Here is a 24,389-nt window from a genome sequence, read left to right on the forward strand (position 1 = left end):
CCGAACCGGCGGATCGGGCGGCCAAGGCTGGATCGCGCCTCGGGGCTGGCTCTATGATCGGCACACTTTCCTGCGCGGGCCCGGCTGCGAAAGCCGTTCGCCACCCAGACTGTGATGACCCGGGAGCAACCCTCCCGGACCCCCGGAACGACTGCACCTGCGGGAGCGAGCGGTGAGCGGAATGTCCGAAGGGCCGACGACAGCGGCCGGCGCGGCACCCGAATCCACCTGCCGTGCGGTCACGGAGAGTTCCGGAGCGGTGAGTTCCGCAGCGGTGAGTTCCGCAGCGGTGGCGGCGCCCCCGCACGCACCCACCCCCGACAGCGCGCGCACCGGCCAAGATGCCCGACCCCACGAAGCCCTGCCCCAGGACGCCCGCCCCCACGAGGCTCGCCCTCAGGACGCCCGCCCCCAGGACGCCCACCCCCACGATCCTCACCCCCACGACACCCGCCCCCACGACGTGCTCGGTGTCGAGCCCCCTCCCCCGCCGGCCGCCCCACCCGCTCCCTACCTCTCGGCCTTCCTCGCCGCGCCCCTCGCCCTCGCCGTCGTGGACCGCCGGGGCCAGGTCGTCACCGCCAACGCGGCGCTCAGCGCGATGCTCGGCGCCGACGAACCCGCCGCGCTCGAAGGGCGCACCGCGGCCGAGCTGGTGGACCTGGCCTCCGACTCCCGCACCTGGCACAGCTACCGCGAGGTGCTGCGCGGCCGGCAGGCCCGGCTGACGTGCACCCGCCGGATCAAGCACCCCGACGGGCACTCGCTGTGGATCCAGGTCACCGTCTCGCCCGTGCCCGGCGGCCGTACGGTGCTGCTCTCCCTCACCGACATCAGCGCCCGCCGTGAACTCCAGGCGCGGCTGCGCCACTTGCAGATGCACGACCCGGTGACCCGGCTGCCGAACCGCACGCTGTTCTTCGAGCGGCTCTCCGCCGCCCTTGAAGCGGGCGCGTACGACGGGGCGGGCACCGGCCGGATCGGCCTCTGCTATCTCGACCTGGACGGGTTCAAGGCGGTCAACGACACGCTCGGGCACGGCGTCGGGGACCGGCTGCTCGCCGCCGTCGCCGAGCGCCTCACGCGCTGCGCGGACCGGATCGGCTACGACAGGGGCGCGGTGGCCCCGCTGGTCGCCCGGCTCGGCGGCGACGAGTTCGCGCTGCTCGTGGAGGACTCGGCGGGTACGGAACAGCTCGCGGGCCTCGCCGACTCGGTGCTGCGCACGCTCCAGGAACCGTTCGACCTGTCGGGGCAGCGGCTCGCCGTGTCGGCGTCCATCGGGGTCGTGGAGCGGCACATGGAGGGCACGACGGCGACGGGTCTGATGCAGGCCGCGGACACCACGCTGTACTGGGCGAAGGCCGACGGCAAGGCGCGCTGGACGCTCTTCGACCCGGAGCGCAACGCGCACCGGATGACCCGGCAGGCCCTGTCGTCCGGCCTGCGTCCGGCGGTGGAGCGGGGCGAGTTCGTCCTGGAGTACCAGCCGCTGGTGAATCTGGGCGACGGGGTGCTGCGCGGCGTCGAGGCGCTGGTGCGCTGGGACCACCCGCAGTTCGGCATGCTGTCGCCGAATCGGTTCATCGGACTGGCGGAGGAGGACGGCTCGATCGTGCAGCTGGGCCGGTGGATCCTGCGCACGGCGTGCCGGCAGGCGAGGGCCTGGCAGCTGCAGCACCCGGAGGCGCCGCCGGTCTACGTGAGCGTGAACGTGGCGGTGCGCCAGGTGTGGGACTCGGACCTGGTGGCGGATGTCGCCGAGGTCCTCGCGGAGACCGGACTCCCGCCGGAACTCCTCCAGTTGGAGCTGACCGAGTCGGCGGTGATGGGCTCGGCGGGCCGCCCTCTCCAGGCCCTGCAGTCGCTGAGCGACATGGGCGTGCACATCGCCATCGACGACTTCGGCACCGGCTACTCGAACCTCGCCTACCTGAGCCGGCTCCCGGTGTCGGTCCTGAAGCTGGACGGCTCGTTCGTGCGCGGCTTCCAGTACGACGACGGGGGCGAGCACGCGACGCCCGCGGACGCCGTGATCGTCGAGGCGATGGTGCAGCTCGCACACCGGCTCGGGCTCACAGTGACCGCCGAGTGCGTGGAGACGGCGGCGCAGGCGGCGCGGCTGCGCCAGATCGGCTGCGACACGGGCCAGGGCTGGCTGTACTCGCGGCCGGTGGCGCCGGATCGTATCTCCGCGCTGCTGACGACTTCCTGACGGCTTGCCGATGGCTGCCTGACGGCTGCTTCCCGACGGCTCAGGAAGGAAGCCCGTACGCGTCGGCGACGAGTTCGTAACTGCGCAGGCGGATCTCGGCCGTGTGGGCGTTGGCGGTGAGCATCAGCTCGTCGGCGCCGGTGCGCTTCTGGAGGTCGTCGAGTCCGGAGCGGACCTCGTCCGGGGTGCCGTGGATGACGTTGGAGTTCCAGTTGTCGACGAACTCCCGCTCCATCGGGCTGAACGCGTACGCCTCCGCCTCCTCGGGGGTCGGGACCAGGCCGGGGCGGCCGGAGCGCAGGCGGACCATGTTGAGGGCGGCGGCGAGCACCTGGCGGCGGGCCTCCTTCTCTTCGTCGGCGGCGAGCGCGGAGACGCCGATGAGGGCATAGGGCGCGTCGAGGACCGCGGACGGCTTGAAGGACTCGCGGTAGAGGTCGAGGGCCGGGACGGTGTTCTGCGCGGAGAAGTGGTGCGCGAACGCGAAGGGGAGCCCGAGGACGCCGGCGAGGCGGGCGCTGAAGCCGGAGGAGCCGAGGAGCCAGACCGGCGGGCGGTGCGGGGACTGCACGCCGCCGGGGGACGTCGACTGGATCGGGCCCGGGACCGCGTGGATACGGGCGTAGGGGTGGCCGTCGGGGAAGTCGTCGTCGAGGAAGCGGGTCAGCTCGGCGAGCTGCTGGGGGAAGTCGTCGGCGCCTTCGTTGAGCCGGTCCGTCCGGCGCAGGGCGGCGGCGGTGGCGCCGTCGGTGCCGGGGGCGCGGCCGAGGCCGAGGTCGATACGGCCCGGGGCCATGGCCTCCAGGGTGCCGAACTGTTCGGCGATGACGAGGGGCGCGTGGTTGGGCAGCATGACGCCGCCCGAGCCGAGGCGGATGCGCTCGGTGTGGGCGGCGAGATGGGCGAGGATCACGGCCGGGGACGAGGAGGCCACGCCGGGCATGGAGTGGTGTTCGGCGACCCAGTAGCGGTGGAAGCCGCGATTCTCGGCGAGCTTGGCGATCTCCACGCTGGTGCGGAGGGCGTCGGTGGCGGTCCGGCCGGCGCCCACGGTCACCAGGTCGAGGACCGAGAGGGGCACGGGGGCGGTGCCCTGGGCGGCTGCCCGGATCTCGTCGTTACCGGCCACGGAGTCCTCCTGTAAGTACGGTGCTGTGTGCGTCGAGACTTAACGGAGGATGGCTCCGCTTTATTCCCCCGCTTTACTCCCCCGCCGGAGGGACCCGTCGCACCGTCACTCATCGCACCTGCACTCATCGCACCTGCACGATCGGCTCCTTCGTGAAGAGCGCGCCGAGGGCCGGCGCGTTCACCCGCCGCCCCGCGAGCCGCAGCGCCTCCCACACGGTGACCTGGTTGGCCGTCAGGACCGGCTTGCCGAGTTCCTCCTCCAGGTCACGGACGTAGGCCGCCGTGTGCAGGGCCGTGTCCGGGAGGAGTACCGCCTGCGCGTCCGGGTGGTCACCCGCCTCGGCCAGCGCCCGCACCTCGGGCCACCCCCACGTACCGACCTCGGCCGCCGTGATGATGCCGCTGCCGCGCACCGAGACGACCTCGACGCCCGCGGCCTTCAGGAACGCGCAGAAGTGGGCCGCGACGTCCTCCGGGTACGTCGCCGCGATCGCGACCCCACTCGCTCCGACCTCCCGTACGGCGTGGGCGAAGGCGAACGACGTGCTGGAGGCCGGCAGGCCCGCGGCCCTGGCCAGCTCCCGCACCTGTTCGTGCGCGCCCTCCCAGCCCCGGACGAAGCTGCCGCTGGTGCACGCCCAGACGACCGCCTCGGCGCCGGAGAGCCGCAGCTCCTCGACCCCGGCGGCGAGCCGCTCCGGGGAGCCCATCTCGATCAGCGCGTCCACGCGGTGCGCGTCCTCACCGATGTCGGTGTGGACGAGCGGCAGCCTGACGTCGCTGTCGATCAGCATTTCGATACGTGGATAGTCGTCCTCGGCCGAGTGTCCCGGGTAGAGAAATCCGACTGCGGTCATGCCCACCCTTCCTGTTCTTCCGGCAGTTCACCGACCGGTTCCTGCGGCGGCCCCGGCAGCTCACGGGCCGGCCAGTGCCGGGCCGATTCGTCGAGCAGCGCCTGATAGGGCCCCACGGCACGGGTACCCACCCTGCGCAGCGCCGCCCACACGGTGACCTGATTGGCCGAGATCACCGGCATCCGCAGCTCGGCCTCCAGCTGCGGGATGACGTCGTACGTCGGCAGGTTGGTGCAGCTGATGAACAGCGCGTCGGCGTGCCGGCGCGCTGCGTCCCTGGCCATGTCTGCCACGTCCCGGTACGGGACCTTCCAGATGTGCCGGGTCAGTCCGAGGAAGGCCCGGCCCGTGACGGTGATGCCCGCCTCGGCCAGATACTCCTCGAGGGACTCGGTCACCGACCGCGTGTACGGGGTGACCAGGGCGATCCGGCGGGCGCCCAGCTCTTCGAGGGCTTCCAGGAGCGCGCCCGACGTGGTGACGGAGGGGCGCTCGCCGGAACGGAACATGGCCTCGCACATGGCGCGTTCACCGGCGATGCCGCCGACGAAGCTGCCCGAGGTGCAGGCGTACGCGATGACCTCGGGTTCGGCGGCGCCGAGCGCGCGTACCGCCTCCCCCAGGGTCTCGTGCTCACTCACCAGACGGGCCAGGTCGAGGCTGACCTCGACGGGCACGTACGGAGTACGGGTGAGGTGCAGCGACACCTCGTCGGGGACCCAGCGCCACAGCTCGCGGTCGAGGGCGAAGTCGAAGGGTGCGACGACACCGACACCGCGTTGAGGGTGCGGTCCGCCAAGGAAGGAGACGTCCATGGGCAGGCCCCAAGTCTCTGAGGACGTACGAGACGATGCAGCGGAGAGCCGGCCGGCGGCCGGGACGTCGGGACAGGGGCGGGCGACGGAAACGTGCCTCTGCGGGCGACGAAAACGTGCCTCTGTTGACGAAGGTAGGTTCGGGTGCCAGCGTGGTCAATCCGCACTTTTTCCGACTACTGAAGCGGACACTTGTTGCGAACCGGTTTCTGCCGATGACCGGCCCCGTGACCAGCCGAAGTCCCGCCCTCCCGGCCCTGCACCCGGCCCGACGACCGGAGCGAACGTGCCCGAAGTGACCCTGCTGGTACTCGACGACGACCCCCCGCCGCGCCTCGGCAGACTCACCGGACGGGCGCGCGTCGTGCACGCCGACGAGTCGACGCTCGCCGGACTGCTCCCCTCCGCCGACGTGCTCCTCGTCTGGGACTTCCTGTCCGACGCGGTGCGCCTCGCGTGGCCGGGCGAGGGACCCCGGCCGCGCTGGGTGCACACCGCGAGCGCGGGCGTCGACCGGCTGATGTGCCCGGAACTCGCCGCGTCGGACACGGTCGTGACGAACGCGCGGGGCGTCTTCGACCAGCCGATCGCCGAATACGTCGGCGCGCTCGTCCTGGCCATGGCCAAGGACCTGCCGCGCACGCTCGCACTGCAGAGCGAGCGGGTGTGGCGCCACCGGGAGACGCAGCGTGTGGCGGGCACCCGGGCCTGTGTGGTGGGTTCGGGGCCGATCGGGCGGGCGATCGCGGCGACGCTGAAGGCGCTCGGGATCACGACGGCCCTTGTCGGCCGCACCGCGCGGGCCGGTGTCCACGGACCCGCGGACCTCGGCCGGCTGATGGCCCGCGCGGACTGGGTGGTGTGCGCGGCGCCGCTGACCGACGACACGCGGGGCATGTTCGACGCGCGGCTCTTCGGGATGATGCAGCCGTCCGCCCGCTTCATCAACGTGGGCCGGGGACAGCTCGTCGTCGAGGACGATCTCGCCGAGGCGCTGGCCAAGCGGTGGATCGCGGGGGCGGCACTGGACGTCTTCGAGCACGAGCCGCTGCCCGCCGAGAGTGCCCTGTGGGACGCGCCTGGGCTGATCGTGTCCCCCCACATGAGTGGCGACATCGTCGGCTGGCGGGACGAACTGTCGCGCCAGTTCGTGGAGTTCTTCGAGAAATGGGAGTCCGGTGAGCCGCTTCCGAACGTGGTCGACAAGAAACGTGGGTATGTCCCCGGACACTGACCCATCTGCACGATCACGTCCCGGATCGACCTGAGGAGAGCGGATGACCGACCTCACCGAGCTGACCGCGGAAGCGCTCGTCGACGGCTATCGCAAGGGCGAGTTCAGCCCGGTCGACGCCACGCGGGCCGTCCTGCGCCGCATCGAGGAGGTGGACCCCGCGGTCAACGCGTTCGTGCGGCTGGCCACCGACGCCGCGTCCGCCCTCGGGCAGGCGGAGGCGAGCGCGGGGCGCTGGCGCAGAGGTGAGCCGCAGGGCCTGGTGGACGGGGTCCCGGTGTCGGTGAAGGACATCCTGCTGCTGCGCGGGGGGCCGACGCTGCGCGGCTCGCGCACGGTGCGGGCCGAGGGCGCGTGGGACGAGGACGCGCCGTCCGTGGCGCGCCTGCGCGAGCACGGCGCGGTGTTCGTGGGCCGTACGACGACACCGGAGTTCGGCTGGAAGGGCGTCACGGACTCGCCGCTGTCGGGCGTGACCCGCAATCCGTACGACGTCTCGCGCACCTCGGGCGGGTCGAGCGGCGGCAGCGCGGCGGCGGTGGCGCTCGGTGCGGGGCCTCTATCGCTCGGCACGGACGGCGGCGGCTCGGTGCGGATCCCGGCGTCCTTCTGCGGGATCTTCGGGCTCAAGCCGACGTACGGGCGGGTGCCGCTCTTTCCGGCGTCGGCGTTCGGGACGCTCTCGCACGTGGGGCCGATGACGCGGAACGCGGCCGACGCGGCGCTGATGATGGACGTGATCACCGGGGCGGACTGGCGTGACTGGTCGCAGCTCGGGCCGGTCGAGGGCAGTTTCCGGGACGGCCTTCGGGGCGGCGTGCGGGGCCTTCGGGTCGCCTTCTCGCCGTCGTTCGGCGGGCAGGTCGCGGTGCGGCCGGCGGTCGCGGCGGCGGTCCGCAGGGCGGTGGAGGGCCTTGCGGGGCTCGGGGCGTACGTCGAGGAGGCCGATCCGGACGTCACGGATCCGGTGGAGGCGTTCCACACGCTGTGGTTCAGCGGGGCGGCGCGGGTGACGCAGCATCTCTCGCCCGCGCAGCGCGCCCTGCTCGATCCGGGGCTGCGCGAGATCTGCGCGCAGGGGTCCGGGTACAGCGCGCTCGCCTATCTCGCGGCGGTCGACGTGCGGGCGGAGCTCGGGCGGCGGATGGGCCGGTTCCACACGGCGTACGACCTGCTGGTGACGCCGACGCTGCCGCTGACCGCGTTCGAGGCGGGGGCCGAGGTGCCGGCGGGGTCGGGGCTCCGGCGCTGGACGGGCTGGACCCCGTTCACGTACCCGTTCAACATGACGCAGCAGCCGGCGGCCACCGTGCCCGTGGGCACGGACGCGGACGGGCTGCCGATCGGCCTGCAGATCGTGGGTGCGCGGCACGCGGACGCGCTGGTCCTGCGCGCCGCGCACACCCTGTACGAGGCGGGGATCGCGGGAATTCCCGGGCCTACGCTCGGCTGAACCCGGGCATCCCCGGGGCCTGCGCTCGCCTGAACCCGGGCATTGCCGTCGCGCCTAAGCTCGCCTGAAATTGAGCGTTTCCCCCAGCGCGCCCGCGCGCCACAGGTCCTGGCAGGCCTCGGCCATCCGGTCGAGGCCTTCCACGACCTGGCCCCAGACGATGCCGGGGACCCAGCCCACGTCGCCGTTGAGCAGCAGGTTGTTGCGCTCGTAGAAGAGCGCCAGGTCGACCACGGTGGCCCCGGCCCGCAGGTCGGCCCCTTCCTCGTAGCCGTAGGACGGCGTGCCGAGCTGTGTCCCGTTGAAGGAGAAGTAGCAGAGGTCGCCGGGGATGGGGGTGATCGTCGGGTTCTCCAGGGGCGGTTCACGGTCCGCGAACGCCTGGAAGAGGGCGTAGATCTCGTTGCGCGCGTACTTCGCGTGGTAGACGTCCGAGCCCAGCGGAAGCGCCTCCCACACCGCCGCACAGGTCAGCGGAGCGCGGTCGTCGAGCAGCTTTGCCGTGCACTGAACTCCCCGCTTGGCGAGGGAGACTTCGATGTATCGGTCGGCCATGCCCTCCATGTTCGACCCCTTGCTCCCCCTCGGGTCAAGGGCGCCCCGCCCGCAACAGGGGCTTGAACTGACGGGCATAGGTTGTGTCGAGCCGGGTAGCCGCGCGCCCATGGCTCCACCTAAAGGGAATGTCACAGAAGGAACACGAAGCCAGGCAAGCGACAGAAGGGGCATACGCCGACGCTCTCTGCTCTTCGGCGCCACCGCTCTCGGCGCGGCGGGCGCTCTCGGCGCCGCCGGGTGCAGCCGCGTACCGAACGGCGACACCCTCGCCCGGCTCCAGGGCGCGGGCACGGTGCGCCTCGGCATCGCGGGCGAGGTGCCGTACGGCTACATCGACGACAACGGCGCGTTCACCGGTGAGGCCGTGGAACTCGCCAAGGTCATCTTCAAACGGCTCGGTGTCGGCCATGTCCAGCCCGTCGCCACCGACTTCAGCTCCCTGATCCCCGGCCTGCAGACCCAGCAGTTCGACGTGGTGTCGGCCGGGATGTACATCAACAAGGAGCGCTGTCAGCAGGTCATCTTCGCCGACCCCGAGTACCAGATGCTCGACTCCTTCATCGTCCGCAAGGGCAATCCGAAGAACCTGCACGACTACGCGGACTGCGTGAAGGCGAAGGCCCGGATCGGCACGGGCACCGGCTACGCGGAGATCGGGTACGCGGTCGAGGCGGGCTACAAGGAGTCCGAGATCGTCATCCTCCAGGACCAGGTCGCGGGCCTGAACGCCGTGGAGGCGGGCCGCATCGACGTGTTCGCCGGCACCGCCCTCACCACCCGTGAGGTGACGAAGAAGAGCCGCAAGGCCGAGCACACCGAGCCGTTCGCCCCTCTGGTCGGAGGCAAGAAGCACGTCGACGGCGGCGGATTCACGTTCCGCTCGAACGACACCGCGCTGCGCGACTCCTTCAACAAGGAGATCCACAAGATGAAGGCGAACGGTGAACTCTTCCGCATCCTGCGGCCGTTCGGCTTCACGCAGGCCGAGATGACGAAACTGACCGCAGAGGAGCTGTGCAAATGACAGCGGGACTGTGGCAACACTGGGTCCTTCCCGGCATCTGGATCACCCTCCAGCTGACCGTGTACAGCGCGGCCCTCGCGACCGTCGTCGCCTTCGTCGCGGGCGTCGCCCGCACCCACCGGCTGAAGAGCGTGCGCTTCGTCGCCGGCTTCTACGTCGAGGTGTTCCGCGGGACCTCGGCGCTCGTCCTGATGTTCTGGATCTTCTTCGTCCTGCCGCAGATCGCCGGCTGGTCCCTGGTCCCGATGTGGGCCGCGGTCCTGGCGCTCGGCCTGTCCTACGGCGCGTACGGCGCCGAGGTGGTGCGGGGCGCGCTGAACGCCGTGGCACCCGCTCAGCGCGAGGCGGGGGTCGCGCTGAGCTTCACCCCCTGGCAGCGGATGCGGCTGATCCTGCTGCCGCAGGCCGTGCCGGAGATGATCCCGCCGTTCTCGAACCTGCTGATCGAGCTGCTCAAGGGCACCGCCCTGGTGTCGCTGCTCGGCATCGGTGACGTGTCGTTCGCCGCGTACCTGGTGCGTCTCGCCACCCAGTCGAGCGCCGAGATCTACGCGATCACCCTCGTCATCTACTTCGTGATCGCCTTCCTGCTCACCCGCGGGATGCGCGCGCTCGAACGCAAGACCAAGGCCGGCATCGGCCGGCGACCCGACCCGGGAATCGGCATCATGCGCAAGCTCGACATCCGCCGGACGACGGAGACAGCCGTTCCCACCAGCGCGGGAGGTGGCGGCGCGTGATCACCACCGCATCGAGCTCCTGGGACTGGTCGGCCGTCGCCGACTTCATGCCGCACTTCTGGGACGGGGTCGTGGAGACCCTGAAGATCCTGGTCCTCGGCTCGCTGATCTCCTTCAGCGTCGGCCTCGTCTGGGCCCTCGCCTTCCGCGCCCCGACGCGCTTCGTGCGCTGGCCGGTGGGTGTCGTCACCGAGTTCATCCGCAACACCCCGCTGCTCGTGCAGCTCTTCTTCCTGTACTTCGTGCTGCCGGAGTGGGGCATCCAGTTCTCCGCCCTGACCACCGGCATCGTCGCCATCGGCCTGCACTACTCGACGTACACCGCGCAGGTCTACCGCGCCGGCATCGAGGCCGTGCCCACCGGCCAGTGGGAGGCGGCGCGCGCGCTGAGCCTGCCGTACCGCAGGACGTGGACGGCGGTGATCCTGCCGCAGGCGATCCGCCGCGTGATCCCCGCGCTCGGCAACTACGTGATCGCGATGCTGAAGGACACCCCGCTGCTCGCCGGGATCGGCGTGCTCGAACTGCTGCAGCGGTCCCGTCTGGAGGCGGCCCAGACCTTCCAGTACACGGAGGCCCTGACGGTCGTCGGCATCGCCTTCATCGTCATCGCCTACCCCTCCTCCCTCCTCCTCCGAGCCCTGGAGCGACGTCTTGTCCGCTGACCCGAACCTCACCAAAGACCAGCCCAACCCCAAGGTGGACGGCAGCGAGCTGATCCGCTTCGACAAGGTCGTCAAGCGCTTCGGCGGGAACACCGTCCTCGACGAGCTCGACTTCTCCGTCGCCTCCGGCAAGCACGTCACGCTGATCGGCCCGTCGGGCTCCGGCAAGACGACGATCCTGCGGCTCCTGATGACCCTGATCAAGCCGGACGAGGGCACGATCAAGGTCAACGGGGACTACCTCACGCACGAGCAGAAGAACGGCAGCCTGGTCCCGGCCGGCGAGAAGCACATCCGTGAGGTCCGCAAGAACATCGGGATGGTGTTCCAGCAGTTCAACCTCTTCCCGAACATGAAGGTGCTCAGAAACATCACGGAGGCGCCGGTCACCGTCCTCGGTCTGTCCAAGGACGAGGCGGAGGAGCGGGCCCGCGAGCTGCTCGAGATGGTCGGGCTCGGCGACCGCTGCGACGCGTACCCGACGCAGCTCTCGGGCGGCCAGCAGCAGCGGGTCGCCATCGCGCGGGCGCTCGCCATGCGCCCGCAGGTGCTGCTCCTCGACGAGGTGACCTCGGCGCTCGACCCGGAGCTGGTGGCCGGTGTCCTGGACGTGCTGCGCGACATCGCGCACACCACCGACATCACCATGCTCTGCGTGACCCACGAGATGAACTTCGCCCGGGACATCTCGGACCAGGTCCTGATGTTCGACGCGGGCCGGGTCATCGAGTCGGGTCCGCCGGAGAAGATCTTCAGCGACCCGGCGCACGAGCGGACGCGGGAATTTCTGAGCGCCGTCCTGTGACGGCGATCAGTGACCGGCGGTAAGTCCCGAGGTCCCACCCCTGTGGCATGACTTTGGCATATGCCAGGGTGGCGCGCTCCTGCTGACAGGCCCGGAGCGCGCCATCAAAGTCCCCAACAGGGGCCCCGCAAAAGCCTCTTGGCGGTTATCGTGGACGACGGCCAGCTGTCCGGAACCGGTCCTTGCAGGGGGATGCCGTGGCGCTGAAGCACGAGCCGGTCGCGCAGCGCGACTCGGTACAGCACGCCCTTCGTGTGCTCGAAACCGTCGCCCGCCGCGGCGTCGGGGTCACCGACACCGAGCTCGGCCGCGAGACGGGGCTGAGCCCGGCCCTGCTCGCCCCGCTGCTGCGCATGCTCCGGCGCGAGGGGTACGTGGAGCAGCTCGCCGACGGCGCGTACGTCGCGGGCGAGACGCTGGCCGGCCTCGGCTCGACCCAGGGCCACCAGGACGCGCTCGCGGCGGGCCTCCAGCGCACGCTCGACCGGCTGTGCGAGACGGTCGGCGCGGCGGTCTATCTGAGCCGGTACGTGGACGGTGAGATCCGCATCACGCAGGTCGCCCAGAGCGTCACTACGCCCGCGGTCAACGAGTGGGTGGACTTCCGCTCCTCCGCGCACGCCAGCGCGATCGGCAAGAGCCTCCTCGGCCAGCTCGATCTCAACGGTCGGCGCGATCACCTGTCCCGCCACAAGATGGCCCGCCTCACCTCGCGCACCATCACGAACGAGCGCGTCCTGCTGTCCAGGCTGGACTCGCACCCCGCGACGGTTCCGGTCCTCGACCTCCAGGAGTACGCGGTGGGCACGGTGTGCGCGGCCGTCCCCATCACGGCGGGCTCCTCGGTGGGCTGCCTGGCCCTGTCCCTCCCCGTCGAGCACGCCCACCGCCTGCACCACGCGGCGGACACGCTCAACCGCGGGGCGGCCCCGGTACTGCTCTCCCTGACGATCTAGCCCCCGCCCCCGGGGTGTGCAGAGCACCCCTCTGGACCAGGTATTATTTTCCTGTCAGCAGGCGCCGCTAGCTCAGTTGGTTAGAGCAGCTGACTCTTAATCAGCGGGTCCGGGGTTCGAGTCCCTGGCGGCGCACAGACAGTGAAAGGCCCTCCGTGGAAGCGGGGGGCCTTTCGCATGCGGCAAGCACACTCGCCGGTGCCCTGATGGCGGCTGGGGGTCCGGGGGTCGTCCCCCGGGAGACGCAGCATCAGCGGGTCCGGGGTTCGAGTCCCTGGCGGCGCACAGACAGCGAAAGGCCCTCCGTGGAAGCGGGGGGCCTTTTGCATGTGATCCAGCGCCTCGCGGAGCTAAGCGCATGTGACCCAGCGCCCAGGTGCACCGGCACCGGCGCCGTCACCGGTCGAGCAGTTCCGTTCGGCCGTGCTTCTCGTACTGGGTGGCCAGTTCCTCAATGTCGGACCTGGTCAGGCGGCGGTACGACGGCTCGCCCTGGGGGCGCCACCACACCGGGTCCTCGCAGCGGTATCCCTCGCGGCGCAGGCCCACCCGGTGCACCTTGTTGGTCGCTGTGACGGGCATCCTCGGGGTCACCCGGACGAAGCGGGGCGCCATCTTCGTCCCCAGGTCGGCCTGCGCCAGCAGGAACGCATCGAACGCGAGCGGGTCGAAGGGCGCGCCGTCCGGCCCGTCCCGCAGGGCGAGTGTCGCCATCACCTGGTCGCCGGCCACCGGGTCGGGCACCCCGTAGACGGCGACGGCGGCCACCGGCTCGTGGCGGGCCAGGATGTTCTCGATCATCGCGGGCGCGAGGTTCTCGCTGTCGACCCGCAGCCGGTCGTCCGTGCGCCCGGCGAAGTAGAGGAAGCCCTCGGCGTCCCGGTAGAAGAGGTCGCCCGTCCAGTACCAGCCGTCCCGCACGCGCTGCCCGTACGCCTCCTCGTTGCGCCAGTAGCCCTCGAAAGGGGTGCGCCCGCGGTTGACCAACTCCCCTATCGCCTCGGCCCCGTTGACGAGCCGGCCGTCCGCGTCGAACTCGGCGGCGGGGCACTCGTCGCGGGTCGCCGGGTCGACGACGGCGAGGTCGTCGCCGGGCGACGCGCGGCCGATCGCCCCGGGCGGCGTGCCCGGTACGCGCTGGACGGAGGCGCCGCCCTCGGACGACCCGTACCCCTCCACGAGCCGCACCCCGAACCGCTCGGCGAAGCGTGCCGCGTCGACGGCCCCGGCCTCCGTACCGAAGCCCGTCCGCAGCGGGTTGTCCCGGTCGTCCGGGTGCTCGTCGGTGGCCAGGATGTACTGCACGGCCCGCCCGACATAGGTGAAGTACGTGGCCCCGTACGCCCGTACGTCGCTCAGGAAGCGGGAGGCCGAGAACCGGCGCCGCAGTGCCACGCCCGCGCCCGCCGCGACGGCCGGCGCCCAGTCGGCGATCACGGCGTTGCCGTGGAAGAGCGGCATGCAGACGTAGTGGACGTCGTCGCGGCGCACGCCGAAGTGGTCGACGAGGGACTGTCCGGCGGCCGCGAGCCGACCCTGTGTGCAGATCGCCGCCTTGGGCGCGCCCGTGGAACCGGAGGTGAAGTAGAGCAGCATGCGGGTGTCGGGCCGCACGCGCGCCGGGTCGGGCCTGGCCCCCTCGTACGGCGCGAGGAGCGCGCCGTAGGCCTCGGTGTCCGTGACCAGAACGCGTACGCCGGGGAGTTGGAGACCGTCGAGCAGCGGCAGGTGGGCGCGCTCGGTGACGAGGACCCCGCATTCGGTGTGCAGGATGTCCCGGGCGAGTTCGGGGCCGCGCCGGGTCGGGTTGATACCGGCGACGGCCGCCCCGGCAAGCGCGGCGGCGCTCAGCCACAGGGGGAATTCGGGGGTGTTGTCGAGGAGTACGCCGACGTGCGGCTCCGCCCCCCGGGGCAGCAGGTCTGCGAGGAGGGCGGCCCGGGCGGCGGCGCCCGCGGCCACCTCGTGATGGGTGAGGACCTGGTCCTCACACCACAGCCCGGGGCGGTGATCGCCCCATCTCTCGTGTACGAGTTCCGCGACGGTACGGCTCATGGGACCCATGACCGCGCACCATAATTGACGCTTCGTCAGAAGTGGAGAGGTCGGTGGGGGTATTCCCGCACCCCGGGTTCAGAAGGGCATGCGGGCGGCGACAGCCACGAAGAAGACGCAGAAGGCGACGACGAACCCGAGGAGACCCAGCAGGAGCAGCAGGGTCAGGGTGGCGCGCACCGGGGTCGGGGCGTGTGCGGTGGCCCGGTCGGGGCGGTCCGCGGTGTAGTGCACGGTGACGACGTCGCCCTGCACGGTGGTCGCAGGCCCGTACGCCTCTTCGAACCTGACGGGCTGTCCGCCGTCGGGCGTGAACTCGTAGACGTGGTGCTGCGTGGTACTCCGGTGGCCGTCGCTGTCGCGGCTGGTCGTGGTGTACGCGCGCAGGCAGCGGGCCTCCGCGGTGAGGCCGCTCGCCCAGGCCCTTCTGACCTGCATCGAACGGCGCGTCAGCGTCACCGCCATGAAGAGCGCCACCGCCGCGATGAACACCGGCACGATCACGAAAAACACCTGCATGGCCATCCCCCGACACCACGGTCCGTGCACGCCGCCCTGGTCGGAACGGCGTGCACGGAACCTACCCGGGCGGAGGCCTCCGGAGCCTCAAGTCAGGCTCAGAACTGAACGTCCGAGCAGGCGTAGAACGCGTTCCCCGTGTCGGCGATCGTCCACACCGCGAGGATCACGTGGTGGCCGGTCTTGCCGGCGGGCAGGGTGCCGGTGTGCGAGAGGGTGGCCGGGGGCTGACCGCTGAAGGGCACGGTCAGGAACGGCGCGGTGTCCAGGTCGGCCCTGGTCAGCGGCTTGCTGTCGTCCCAGCCGTTCTTAGTGATGTAGTAGCGGAAGTCCGTGGTGGAGTGCCGCGCGGTGAACTGCCAGCGGAAGGTCTGGCTCGCGCCCGCGGTGACCTTGGTCGTGGGCCAGGCGGTGCCGTCGGGCGCCTTCGCGCCGTTGAGCGCGCCGAACTCGGCGTGATTGGCGGAACAGATGGTGCCGTCCGCGGGTCCCGCCGCCGGGAAGCCCTTGGGGCCCTCGACGCTCTGCGGCTCCCACTGGATGCCGCCGCATCCGGTGACGGTGCCGTTGGCGCAGAGTTTCTGCCGGCTGATGGGGAGGTCGGTGTAGCCATGGCTGCTCGCGCCGCCCGCGGAGAGCACGAAGGCCCCGGCGGTGGTGAGGCCGAGCAGGGCCGCGTACATCCTTTTTCGCATGCTGCCGCTCCTGGAGAACGTGGGGGAGTTCCGGTGAGCCGTACGCACAGCGCCACTTCAGGTCTAGACCAAGGCCAGATTATTGCGAGCCATTAGACATGTCCATACCAATGGTCGAGAGGATCCGGTCGCAGCTCCCCCGGGACGTCTCGACCAGGTCCCCGTTCGGCTCGTCGTTGCCGGCCACCCACGCGCGGGCCCCTTCCGCGTCCCTGCCGCCCGCCAACTGCCTTGCCACAAGCCGCACTTGACGCACCTCCGGTGGAGCCTCCACGTACCAGCACGCCCCCATCAGCGCCCGCGCCTCCCGCCAGCCCGGCAGGTCGCAGGCCAGATAGTTCCCCTCGGTGACGACGAGCCGCGCCGCCGGGGGCACCACATGCCGGGCCGCGACGGGCTCGTGCAGCTCACGGTCGTAGTCGGGTACGTAGATGTCGGCGGCGGTGTCGTCGAGTACGCGCCGCAGCAGCGCCACGTACCCCCAGACGTCGAAGCTGGGCTCCGAGCCCTTGCGGGCGGTCAGCCCGAGGCGCTCCAACTGGGCGTTGGCCAGATGGAATCCGTCGAGCGGGAGATACGCGGCCCCCGCACCGATGCGCGCGACGAGGCCGCGCGCGAGTGTCGACTTGCCCGCGCCGGGCGGGCCCGCGATCCCCAGCAGGACACGCGGGCCCGGCGCGGTGAGCTTCCAGGCGTCGGCCGCCAGTCTCGAGATCCCCATGGGCGGGGACTCTACGACGCGTCGCCCTTCCTGCCGGTGTAGAACGCCACCGTCAGATCCTTGACCAGCGCCTTGCGTTCGTAGTCGTCCAGCTCGACCAGGCCCCGTGTCGTCAGCCGGGTCACCGTGTCCTCGACCGAGTCGACCACCGTCGTCAGGACGGTGTCGCGGTGCTGCGCGTCGAGCGCCGCGATCCTGCGGCGCTGCATCGCGGCGGCCACCTCGGGCGCGTACTCGATCCTGGTCGGCTGCGCCGAGAACACCTCGATCCCCACGGGCGCCACGTCGGCGGCGAGCCGTCTGGTGAGCGCGTCGCCGACCGCCTCGGCGTTGCGCAGGGTGGGGGCGTCCTCGTAGATGGGGGTCCCCCCAGCGGTGACCGGCGGAGCGTCGGCGGGGAACTGGGAGAGGACCCGGGCCATCGCCGCCTCCACGTTCTCGCGCAGGTACTCCTGGTGGTCCTCCACGGCGAGGGCGGCGCGCGCGGCGTCCCGCACGCGCCACACGACGAGGACGACGACGCGCAGGGCGACCCCGTTCGCGTCGACGGCCGGCAGGGGCTCGCTGCGCCAGTGCCGCAGGCGCACGTCGACGCGGCGGCGCAGGAACAGGGGGTTCACCCACATCAGGCCGGTGCGGCGGACCGTGCCGCGGTAGCGGCCGAACAGGGTGAGCACCCAGGCGCGTCCGGCCCGGCCGCGCGCGAGCCCGCCGAACCCGAACAGGGCGAGCGTCCCGGACCCCGCGACCGCGGCCCACTGCACCGGCCCGAGCCCGGCCGCGGGCAGGGGCAGCACCGTGATCCGCGGCAGCAGCCCTCCCCACCACAGCGACGCGGCACCGCCGGCCGCGCCCGCGAGCCCGCCGAGCACACCGACCGCGCCGGGCAGGATCCACCCGGAGCGCTCAACGAGGTCCGGATCGACGACCGGCACCGGACGCGCGTCCGCGCGCGGCACCACCCGTCGCGGGACCCGCGGCAGCTCCCCGCTGCCCTGCCGACGCCCGACGACGGCGGGCCGCAACGGCACCGACACGGGATCGGGCCCGTCCCGGAAGAGCAGATGAACCGGGATCTCGGTGGTGGCCTCCCCATGGATCAGCCGGGCACCCCTGCCGCCGGGGGCCTCCAGCCCCGCCCCCACGAGATCCGCGCCCTGTCCACGGGACACCTCCGACCCAGCGAGCACGCCAGCCCCACCGAACGACTCCGCCCCCACCCCGGCAAGACCGGCGACCCCACCACCCGGCGCCTCCAGCCCCGCCCCGACAAGGTCCGCGCCCCGCCCACCGGACACCTCCGACCCAGCGAGCACGCCAGCCCCACCGAACGACTCCGCCCCCACTCCCCCGCCGAGACCGGCGACCCCACCACCCGGCGCCTCCAGCCCCGCCCCGACAAGGTCCGCGCCCCGCCCACCGGACACCTCCGACCCAGCGAGCACGCCAGCCCCACCGAACGACTCCGCCCCCACTCCGCCGCCCGGCGTCTTCGAGCCCGGCGCGGCAACCACTGTGTCCCTGGCATCGGCGCCCCGCGCCGTGTCGTCGTCGGGGTTCGTCGGCAGGTCAGGGCCCTCCGGGCGCTCCGTGGTCGTACTCATCCTTGCCTCCGTGCTGGATCCGTACATGCGCCATGAACTCGGGGTGTGCCACGAGACGAGTCGCGGGGTCACGAGAAGAGCCGTCGCCAGGTCTCGGGCCCCGGGTAGCCGTCGGCCGCGCCGCCGCGCCACCCCTGGGAGCGCTGGAACGCCTCCACGTTGCGCCGGTCGGCCTCGCCCCAGCGGGGGCCCGGGCCCTTCGTGTAGTTCTTGCCGAACCCCTTCTTCACCAGCTGCCTGCCCAGCCGGGTGACGTGGTCGCTGCTCACGCCGGGCCGGAACACGCCCCGCCCCGGATATTGCGGCACCTTGGACTGCGGCACCTTGGGCGGGGTGCCGGCGGGGCCGGGCGCGCCGCCGGCCGGGATGTCCTTGCCCTTGCCGCCGACGAGGTAGGCCCAGGTCGTGGGCCCGGGCAGGCCGTCGGCGTCGGCGCCCGTCCAGCCCTGGGCGCGCTGGAACGCCTGCGTGGCGAGCCGGTCGGCCTCACCCCAGCGCGGCCCCGGCCCGGTCGTGTAGAACCGCGCGCCGCCCCGGTCGACGAGCATCGTCCCGAGCCGGGTGACGTACGGGTTGTCCGTCCCGGAACCGAACGACTTGGCGCCCGGGAACTTCGTCGACGTCGGCCCGCCGGCCGCCGTGCTGTCCTCCTTGAGCCCCTTGTAGCGGTAGGGCACGTAGCGGGCGGAGTTGCTCCAGTAGGCATAGGGCGTGGACTGTCTGCGGGTGGCGGGCGGCGTCTGCTCGTACGCGACGTAGTACGAGTGCGTGTAGTCGGTCCAGCCGCCGAAGATGACGACGTGCGAGCCCTTCTGAGGGTTCGCCAGATTGTGGAAGAGCAGCATGTCGCCGGGCTGGAGCTGCTCGCGTGTGATGCGGGTGCCGAACTTGTCGAGGCTGCCGGTCCACTCGTTGCCGCCGAGGTTCCACGCCATCGAGACGAAGCCGGAGCAGTCCTGCCGGTAGCCGTCGGCCCAGTAGCTGCTCATGCTGTACGGCACCTTGGCGGCGAGCCAGAGCTTGGCCCGGTTGATGATCGCCGCGCGGGTCGTCGCGGGCAGGCCGTTCACCCGCGCCGGGGGCGAGCCGGGGCTGCCGGTCGGACCGTGCAGGGGGCTGGTCCCGCCCTGCGGGGTCGGCGGCCCGTCGGCCGCCGGGAGCCCCGGTCTCGCCTGGCCGTGGGTGGACGCGACGGCGGGGACCGCGTGCGCGCCGCCGAGGACGGTGCCGGCCGCGGCGGCGAGGGCGAGGGCGCGCCGGGCGCCGTGGGCGGCGGGGTGGCCGCCGAGTCCGATCGACAGCGACGACGGGGAACTCCGGGCGACACGCCGCCAGTGAACGCACCCCGGGCAGTCGCAGTCGCTCGCAGGATCGAATTCCTCGAACACCGGAGCGTCCATGCGATTCCCCTCACATTCCATACCGAAATGTCCAACTATCTGCACATACATGAGCCTCTCAACTCTTTGGCGATATCGCATGTTGACGGTCCGAATGATGGATTTAACGGATAAAAAGGGCAATACGGGTGGGTGGGGTGGTGCGGAGCACCCCTCGGATTCGGGTAGAGTTCTCCAGGTCAGCAGGCGCCGCTAGCTCAGTTGGTTAGAGCAGCTGACTCTTAATCAGCGGGTCCGGGGTTCGAGTCCCTGGCGGCGCACAGACAGTGAAAGGCCCCTCGCGGAAGCGGGGGGCCTTTCTGCTGCCCGGAGCCCCCTCTCGCTGCCCGGAGACCTTTCCGCTACTCGGGGGCGTACGCCGGGTGCCGGGGCCGTTACCGTGACCCCATGGCGCGCGACCTCCAGGAGCAGATCAAGAAACTCATCATCGACCGACGGCTGCCGTCCGGCGCCTCCCTGCCCACCGAGCCCGAGTTGATGGAGCTCCTCGGCGTCAGCCGGAACTCCGTACGCGAGGCGCTCAAGGCCCTCCAGGCCATGGGCATCGTGGAGATCCGGCACGGCTTCGGCACCTACGTCGGACCGATGTCCATGGCCCCGATGATCGAGGGCCTCACCTTCCGCACCGTCGCCGGCCACTACCGCGGCGAGGACAGCCTGCTCCAGCTCCTCGAACTGCGCGAGGCTGTCGAGACCGGCCTCGTCGGGCGCCTGATCGGCCGCGTCACCGAGGCCGACCTCGCCGAACTGGACGCCCTGGTCGACCGGATGGACACCGAGGCGGCCACCGAAGGTGCCGTCAGCCCGGCCACCGACCGCGCCTTCCATGCGACGCTCTACCGCGGCCTCGGGAACCCGCTGCTCGGCGAGGTCATGGAGGCGTTCTGGGACGCCTTCCACCGGGTGCGCACCGACCTCGTCCCCCGCGCGCACGACCCGAAGGTCACCGGCATCCAGCACCGGGAGATCGTCGACGCGGTGCGCTCCGGCGACACCCTGCGGGCGGAGCGGGCCGTGCGGGAGCACTTCGGTGACATCCGCGAGCGGCTCAGCGCCCCGTCCGCCCCAACTGCCGCACCACATCTCCCATATGACCGGTAAACAGCTTGAGTTTCGCGCCCTTCCGCCCTTGCGATCATGCCGAGGTGCGTAGAACCCCGTCCTGGAGCAATCGGCTCCGACCAGGAGGCCGTGCGGGGGGAGTTGGGGGACCGATCCGGGCCCCCGAGGAACAGCCGGACATCAGCAGCCAACTCCCCCTTGGGTGCCCTGTACGACACTCGATCCTGACATACGGGCCACCGCAGCCGGGGGCCCGTAAATGTCAAAGGGAGAAAGGGAGTTGGAGGTGCCGGGCCGGGGTTGTCAGTGGACGGGAGCGGTCGCCGCGGTCACCGCGGTGAGGTACGCGGACACCACGACGTTGGCCGTGTAGCTGCGCGAGGCGCGGTCGAAGGTGCCGCCGCAGGTGATCAGCCGGAGCTCGGCCCGGTCGGACTGCCGCTGCCCGTACGCCTTCTTCGCGTCGAACCGCGTGCGGCTGAAGACCTGCACGTCGTCGATGGTGAACTCGGCGACGGAGCCGTCGTCCCGCTCGACGCGCACCTTGTCGCCCGGCTTGGCCGAGCTGAGGTGGTAGAAGACGGCAGGCCGGGTGTCCGTGTCGACGTGCCCGACGAGCAGGGCCGTGCCCCGCTCGCCCGGTTTGGCGCCGCCGCCGTACCAGCCGACGACGCCCGCCTGGGAGAAGGGCGGCGGGTCGATCGCGCCGTTCGCGTCGAGCCCGCGGGACTCCACCGGCGCCTCGATCTTCAGGGAGGCGATGTCGACGCGCTGCGGCGCCGCGGCGGCCATCGGCTTGTGCGCGGGCGGCAGTTCGACGCCGAGGGGCCGGCCCACGGCCGCCGCGTCGCCGGTCGTGGGCGCGGACAGGCCGTGGATGTCGGTGATGTCGCGGCCCCACAGCCACAGGCCGAGCAGCAGCACCGCCCAAGCCACTCCGGTCACGAGCCGCCCGTTGCCGTGCGACCGTTCTCCGTCCGACGTGGTGCCAGACGCGGTGCCGTGCGGCTGCTCTCCGTCCGACGCGGTGCCGTGCGGCCGTTCTCCGTCCGGCGTGGTGCCTTGCGGTCGTTCTCCGTCCAACGCGGTGCCTTGCGGTCGTTCTCCGTCCGACATGTCGGCACCCCGCTCATCCGGAGCGGCGCCGGCGGACGCTGCGCAGGGCGACGGCGACCGCGGCGACGGCGGCGAGGACCAGGCCGATCACAGCGTGCCGGGTGCCGGGGCCGTCCTCGCGCAGTGCGATGACCGCGCCGGTGTGGACCGCGGTGAGCCGGGCGGTGCCGCCACCGCCCGCGTGCACGGGTGCGGTGGGGGTCGCCGGGGGCGATGGCCGGTTCGGTTCGAGGATCCGGACGCTGCCCCTGACCTTGCCGTCGACTCCGTCGCAGGTCACCTTGATCTCGAAAGTGCCGGGCGTCAGGGACGAGCGGATACGGGCCTGGTTGGTGAGGGTCGGCTGGTCGGCGGACGGGACGAGGTCGACCGGCGCCTCGAAGGCGTCCGAGAAGGCCTTGCCCCTGGCCTCCTTGCAGCCGGAGACCCGCAGGTCGACCTGGGATCCGGGGACGGTCGCGTCGGGGGTGACGGTCACGGAACCGGTCGGCCGGCCGGATCCGCCGCCCTCCGCGTGGGCGGCGGCGACGGGCAGTGTCACCAGTAGAGCCGCCACCCCTGCGGCACGGAGAGCGATCAGATCAGTACGCATGGTGAACCTCCTGTACTGGAAGGGTCACGCGCGCGGGCCCGATCCGCATCCCGGGGCCGCCGGAGAAGGGCGCCCCCGGGGGCCGGATCAGACGAGTTCGACCAGGTCAGCGATGGAATTGACGACCTGCGAAGGCCGGAAGGGATAGCGGTCGATGTCGGCCCGGCCGGTGAGCCCGGTCAGCACGAGGAAGGTCTTCATGCCGGCCTCAAGACCCGCGAGGACATCGGTGTCCATCCGGTCGCCGATCATGGCGCTGCTCTCCGAGTGCGCCCCGATGGCGTTCAGGCCGGTCCGCATCATCAGAGGGTTCGGCTTGCCCGCGAAGTAGGGCTGCTTGCCGGTCGCCTTGGTGATGAGCGCGGCGACGGCGCCGGTGGCGGGCAGCGGGCCCTCGGTGGAGGGGCCGGTCTCGTCAGGGTTGGTGCAGATGAACCGGGCGCCGTTGTTGATGAGCCGCACGGCCTTCGTCATGGCTTCGAAGGAGTAGGTGCGCGTCTCGCCCAGGACCACGTAATCCGGGTCGTGGTCGGTGAGGACGTACCCGATGTCGTGCAGCGCCGTCGTCAGGCCGGCCTCGCCGATGACGTACGCGGTGCCGCCGGGGCGCTGGTCGTCGAGGAACTTTGCGGTGGCCAGGGCCGACGTCCAGATGTTCTCGACCGGCACCTCGAGGCCCATGCGGTTGAGGCGGGCCTGGAGGTCGCGGGCCGTGTAGATCGAGTTGTTCGTCAGCACCAGGAAGGGCTTGCCCGACTCGCGGAGCCTCTTGACGAAGGCATCGGCGCCGGGAATCGGCACGCCCTCGTGGATGAGTACACCGTCCATGTCGGTGAGCCACGATTCGATGGGCTTGCGCTCTGCCATGTGCCGGTCTCCTGCCGTAACGCGAAGAAAAAGCTGGGGGCGCCGGGACCACGATGTGCCGGACACCCTCACCCTAATCAGGACCGGCTGATCCTGACCCCGCCGATCCGCGGAGCGAAACCGGCGGGGTCAGGACGGTTCGACCGGCGGGGTCACCTGGTTCAACCGGCAGCGTCACCCCGGTTCAACCGGCAGCGTCACCCGGTTCAGCTGCCGGTTCAGCTGCCGGTCGCCGACTTCCAGTCCGCCACGTACGCCTGGAGGTTCTTGTCGACGTCGTTCCAGTCCGGCTCGAAGATCTCGACGCCGTCCATCAGCTTGGTGAGCGCGATGGCGTTCTCGTCGGTCGCCTTGACGTCCTTGCGGGCCGCGAAACCGCCGCCGATCGAGCTGACCTGCTGCTGCGCCTTCTCGGACAGCATGAAGTCGAGGAGCTTCTTGCCGTTCTCGCTGTGCGGGGCGTTCTTCACCAGGCCGCCCGCGTACGGGAGCGCGAACGAGGTCGGCTTGCCGCCGGCCGTCTTCGGGAACCAGATGCCGAGGTTCGGCATGGTCTTGGCCTGCGCGAAGCTCATCTGCACGTCACCATTGGCGACGAGGAGCTCACCCTTGTCGACCTTGGGGGCGAGCTTGCCGGTGGAGGCGGACGGGCCGACGTTGTTGGCCTGGAGCTTCTTCAGGTAGTCCATGGCGGGCTGCTTGCCGCCGAAGTCGTGCATGGCCTTGACGACGACGGCCGTACCGTCGCCGGCGACGCCGGGGGTCGAGTACTGGAGCTTGTTCTTGTACTTGCCGTCGAGCAGCTCGTCCCACGTGGCGGGCGGCGTCTTCAGCTCCTTCTTGTTGTAGACGAAGGAGAAGTAGTTGTTCACGACGGACGTCCACGTGCCGTCGGACGCCTTGTCGGCACCATCGACCTGGTCGGCGCCCTGGGGCGTGTACTTCTCCAGGAGGCCCTTGCCGTCGGCCTGCTGGATGAAGGGCGGGAGCGTCACCAGGACGTCTGCCTGGGTGTTCGACTTCTCGCGGGTGGCGCGCTGCACCATCTCGCCGGAGCCGCCCTCGACGTACTCGACCTTGATGCCGGTCTTCTTCGTGAAGTCCTTGAAGACCTGGTCGTACCAGCCGTCGCCGTTCTCGCCCTTGAGGCCGTCCGCGCTGTACACGGTGACGGTCTTGGCGTCGGAGGCGGCGGAGCTGCCGCCGCAGGCGGACAGGGTGGCGGCGAGGGCGATGCTTCCGGTGACGGCGGCGATCGGCTTGAGCATGTTTCCGCGCATGGCGAGGTGAACTCCTAGCAGTGAT

At 71.3% G+C, this 24,389-nt stretch carries 23 protein-coding genes and 2 tRNA genes; 11 read left to right on the forward strand and 14 right to left on the reverse strand.

Annotated features, from left to right (window positions below; all coding sequences use genetic code 11):
* Positions 1 to 463: 463 nt before the first annotated feature.
* On the forward strand, positions 464 to 2,215 hold the full coding sequence (locus tag EOT10_RS15245) for a putative bifunctional diguanylate cyclase/phosphodiesterase (protein WP_127828732.1): 1,752 nt from the start codon (positions 464 to 466) through the stop codon (positions 2,213 to 2,215).
* 40 nt (positions 2,216 to 2,255) lie between these two features.
* On the opposite strand, the gene EOT10_RS15250 is transcribed toward EOT10_RS15245, so the two are convergent.
* The 3 genes from EOT10_RS15250 to EOT10_RS15260 all read right to left on the reverse strand — a co-directional run bounded on the left by EOT10_RS15250 (position 2,256) and on the right by EOT10_RS15260 (position 5,018).
* Positions 2,256 to 3,344: an LLM class flavin-dependent oxidoreductase gene (locus tag EOT10_RS15250; RefSeq protein WP_127828733.1), complete on the reverse strand. Its 1,089-nt coding sequence runs from the start codon at positions 3,342 to 3,344 to the stop codon at positions 2,256 to 2,258.
* Between the two features lie 124 nt (positions 3,345 to 3,468).
* A complete protein-coding gene (locus tag EOT10_RS15255; RefSeq protein WP_127828734.1) occupies positions 3,469 to 4,203 on the reverse strand; it encodes a maleate cis-trans isomerase family protein in 735 nt (244 codons plus the stop codon).
* Positions 4,200 to 5,018, reverse strand: a complete 819-nt coding sequence (locus tag EOT10_RS15260; protein WP_127828735.1) for a maleate cis-trans isomerase family protein — start codon at positions 5,016 to 5,018, stop codon at positions 4,200 to 4,202. Before EOT10_RS15260 ends, EOT10_RS15255 begins: the two co-directional genes overlap by 4 nt.
* A 286-nt stretch (positions 5,019 to 5,304) precedes the next feature.
* Here EOT10_RS15260 and EOT10_RS15265 point away from each other — a divergent pair, with 286 nt between their 5' ends.
* A complete protein-coding gene (locus EOT10_RS15265; RefSeq protein ID WP_127828736.1) occupies positions 5,305 to 6,252 on the forward strand; it encodes a D-2-hydroxyacid dehydrogenase in 948 nt (315 codons plus the stop codon).
* Positions 6,253 to 6,295: 43 nt separating this feature from the next.
* On the forward strand, positions 6,296 to 7,705 hold the full coding sequence (locus tag EOT10_RS15270; protein ID WP_127828737.1) for an amidase: 1,410 nt from the start codon (positions 6,296 to 6,298) through the stop codon (positions 7,703 to 7,705).
* A gap of 54 nt (positions 7,706 to 7,759) precedes the next feature.
* Here the strand turns inward: EOT10_RS15270 and EOT10_RS15275 are convergent, their stop codons facing one another.
* Positions 7,760 to 8,260 (reverse strand): DUF3830 family protein, encoded by a 501-nt coding sequence (locus EOT10_RS15275; RefSeq protein WP_189491577.1) that lies wholly within the window; start codon positions 8,258 to 8,260, stop codon positions 7,760 to 7,762.
* Positions 8,261 to 8,369: 109 nt separating this feature from the next.
* Here EOT10_RS15275 and ehuB point away from each other — a divergent pair, with 109 nt between their 5' ends.
* From ehuB to EOT10_RS15305, 6 genes are all read left to right on the forward strand, one after another.
* Positions 8,370 to 9,287 (forward strand): ectoine/hydroxyectoine ABC transporter substrate-binding protein EhuB, encoded by a 918-nt coding sequence (ehuB, locus tag EOT10_RS15280; protein ID WP_127828739.1) that lies wholly within the window; start codon positions 8,370 to 8,372, stop codon positions 9,285 to 9,287.
* Complete coding sequence (gene ehuC, locus EOT10_RS15285) at positions 9,284 to 10,027, forward strand: ectoine/hydroxyectoine ABC transporter permease subunit EhuC (protein ID WP_127828740.1); 744 nt, start codon at positions 9,284 to 9,286, stop codon at positions 10,025 to 10,027. The genes ehuB and ehuC overlap by 4 nt, the downstream gene beginning before the upstream one ends.
* A gap of 47 nt (positions 10,028 to 10,074) precedes the next feature.
* On the forward strand, positions 10,075 to 10,692 hold the full coding sequence (gene ehuD, locus EOT10_RS15290; protein WP_127828929.1) for an ectoine/hydroxyectoine ABC transporter permease subunit EhuD: 618 nt from the start codon (positions 10,075 to 10,077) through the stop codon (positions 10,690 to 10,692).
* 34 nt (positions 10,693 to 10,726) lie between these two features.
* Positions 10,727 to 11,497: an ectoine/hydroxyectoine ABC transporter ATP-binding protein EhuA gene (gene ehuA / locus EOT10_RS15295; protein ID WP_389863554.1), complete on the forward strand. Its 771-nt coding sequence runs from the start codon at positions 10,727 to 10,729 to the stop codon at positions 11,495 to 11,497.
* Between the two features lie 197 nt (positions 11,498 to 11,694).
* Positions 11,695 to 12,453 carry an IclR family transcriptional regulator domain-containing protein gene (locus EOT10_RS15300; RefSeq protein ID WP_127828742.1) on the forward strand — a complete coding sequence of 253 codons (759 nt, stop codon included), beginning with the start codon at positions 11,695 to 11,697 and terminating at the stop codon, positions 12,451 to 12,453.
* Between the two features lie 61 nt (positions 12,454 to 12,514).
* Positions 12,515 to 12,588, forward strand: a tRNA-Lys gene (locus EOT10_RS15305).
* Between the two features lie 261 nt (positions 12,589 to 12,849).
* Here the strand turns inward: EOT10_RS15305 and EOT10_RS15310 are convergent.
* The 6 genes from EOT10_RS15310 to EOT10_RS15335 all read right to left on the reverse strand — a co-directional run bounded on the left by EOT10_RS15310 (position 12,850) and on the right by EOT10_RS15335 (position 19,447).
* Positions 12,850 to 14,517, reverse strand: a complete 1,668-nt coding sequence (locus tag EOT10_RS15310) for a long-chain-fatty-acid--CoA ligase (protein WP_431313289.1) — start codon at positions 14,515 to 14,517, stop codon at positions 12,850 to 12,852.
* 69 nt (positions 14,518 to 14,586) lie between these two features.
* Complete coding sequence (locus tag EOT10_RS15315) at positions 14,587 to 15,027, reverse strand: DUF3592 domain-containing protein (RefSeq protein ID WP_127828744.1); 441 nt, start codon at positions 15,025 to 15,027, stop codon at positions 14,587 to 14,589.
* A gap of 98 nt (positions 15,028 to 15,125) precedes the next feature.
* Positions 15,126 to 15,722, reverse strand: a complete 597-nt coding sequence (locus tag EOT10_RS15320; RefSeq protein ID WP_127828745.1) for a lytic polysaccharide monooxygenase auxiliary activity family 9 protein — start codon at positions 15,720 to 15,722, stop codon at positions 15,126 to 15,128.
* A 79-nt stretch (positions 15,723 to 15,801) separates the two neighbouring features.
* Positions 15,802 to 16,443, reverse strand: a complete 642-nt coding sequence (locus EOT10_RS15325) for a nucleoside/nucleotide kinase family protein (RefSeq protein ID WP_127828746.1) — start codon at positions 16,441 to 16,443, stop codon at positions 15,802 to 15,804.
* 11 nt (positions 16,444 to 16,454) lie between these two features.
* Positions 16,455 to 17,588, reverse strand: a complete 1,134-nt coding sequence (locus EOT10_RS15330) for an SPFH domain-containing protein (protein WP_127828930.1) — start codon at positions 17,586 to 17,588, stop codon at positions 16,455 to 16,457.
* A gap of 527 nt (positions 17,589 to 18,115) precedes the next feature.
* The gene (locus EOT10_RS15335) at positions 18,116 to 19,447 is read right to left on the reverse strand and encodes a peptidoglycan-binding protein (RefSeq protein ID WP_127828747.1); all 1,332 of its coding nucleotides are present in this window, start codon (positions 19,445 to 19,447) and stop codon (positions 18,116 to 18,118) included.
* Between the two features lie 186 nt (positions 19,448 to 19,633).
* Here EOT10_RS15335 and EOT10_RS15340 point away from each other — a divergent pair.
* Positions 19,634 to 19,707 (forward strand) — tRNA-Lys (locus EOT10_RS15340).
* A 127-nt stretch (positions 19,708 to 19,834) separates the two neighbouring features.
* Positions 19,835 to 20,548 (forward strand): FadR/GntR family transcriptional regulator, encoded by a 714-nt coding sequence (locus EOT10_RS15345; RefSeq protein WP_127828748.1) that lies wholly within the window; start codon positions 19,835 to 19,837, stop codon positions 20,546 to 20,548.
* Between the two features lie 264 nt (positions 20,549 to 20,812).
* Here the strand turns inward: EOT10_RS15345 and EOT10_RS15350 are convergent, their stop codons facing one another.
* From EOT10_RS15350 to EOT10_RS15365, 4 genes are all read right to left on the reverse strand, one after another.
* Complete coding sequence (locus EOT10_RS15350; protein ID WP_223280982.1) at positions 20,813 to 21,454, reverse strand: class F sortase; 642 nt, start codon at positions 21,452 to 21,454, stop codon at positions 20,813 to 20,815.
* 184 nt (positions 21,455 to 21,638) lie between these two features.
* Complete coding sequence (locus EOT10_RS15355; RefSeq protein WP_127828750.1) at positions 21,639 to 22,217, reverse strand: COG1361 family protein; 579 nt, start codon at positions 22,215 to 22,217, stop codon at positions 21,639 to 21,641.
* An 87-nt stretch (positions 22,218 to 22,304) separates the two neighbouring features.
* Entirely contained in the window at positions 22,305 to 23,084 is a 780-nt protein-coding gene (locus tag EOT10_RS15360) for an HAD-IIA family hydrolase (protein WP_127828751.1), read from the reverse strand.
* Between the two features lie 218 nt (positions 23,085 to 23,302).
* Entirely contained in the window at positions 23,303 to 24,364 is a 1,062-nt protein-coding gene (locus EOT10_RS15365) for a 2-aminoethylphosphonate ABC transporter substrate-binding protein (RefSeq protein WP_223280983.1), read from the reverse strand.
* Positions 24,365 to 24,389: the final 25 nt, after the last annotated feature.

The organism is Streptomyces antnestii (genome assembly GCF_004005495.1).
GTDB classification, from domain to species: Bacteria; Actinomycetota; Actinomycetes; order Streptomycetales; family Streptomycetaceae; genus Streptomyces; species Streptomyces antnestii.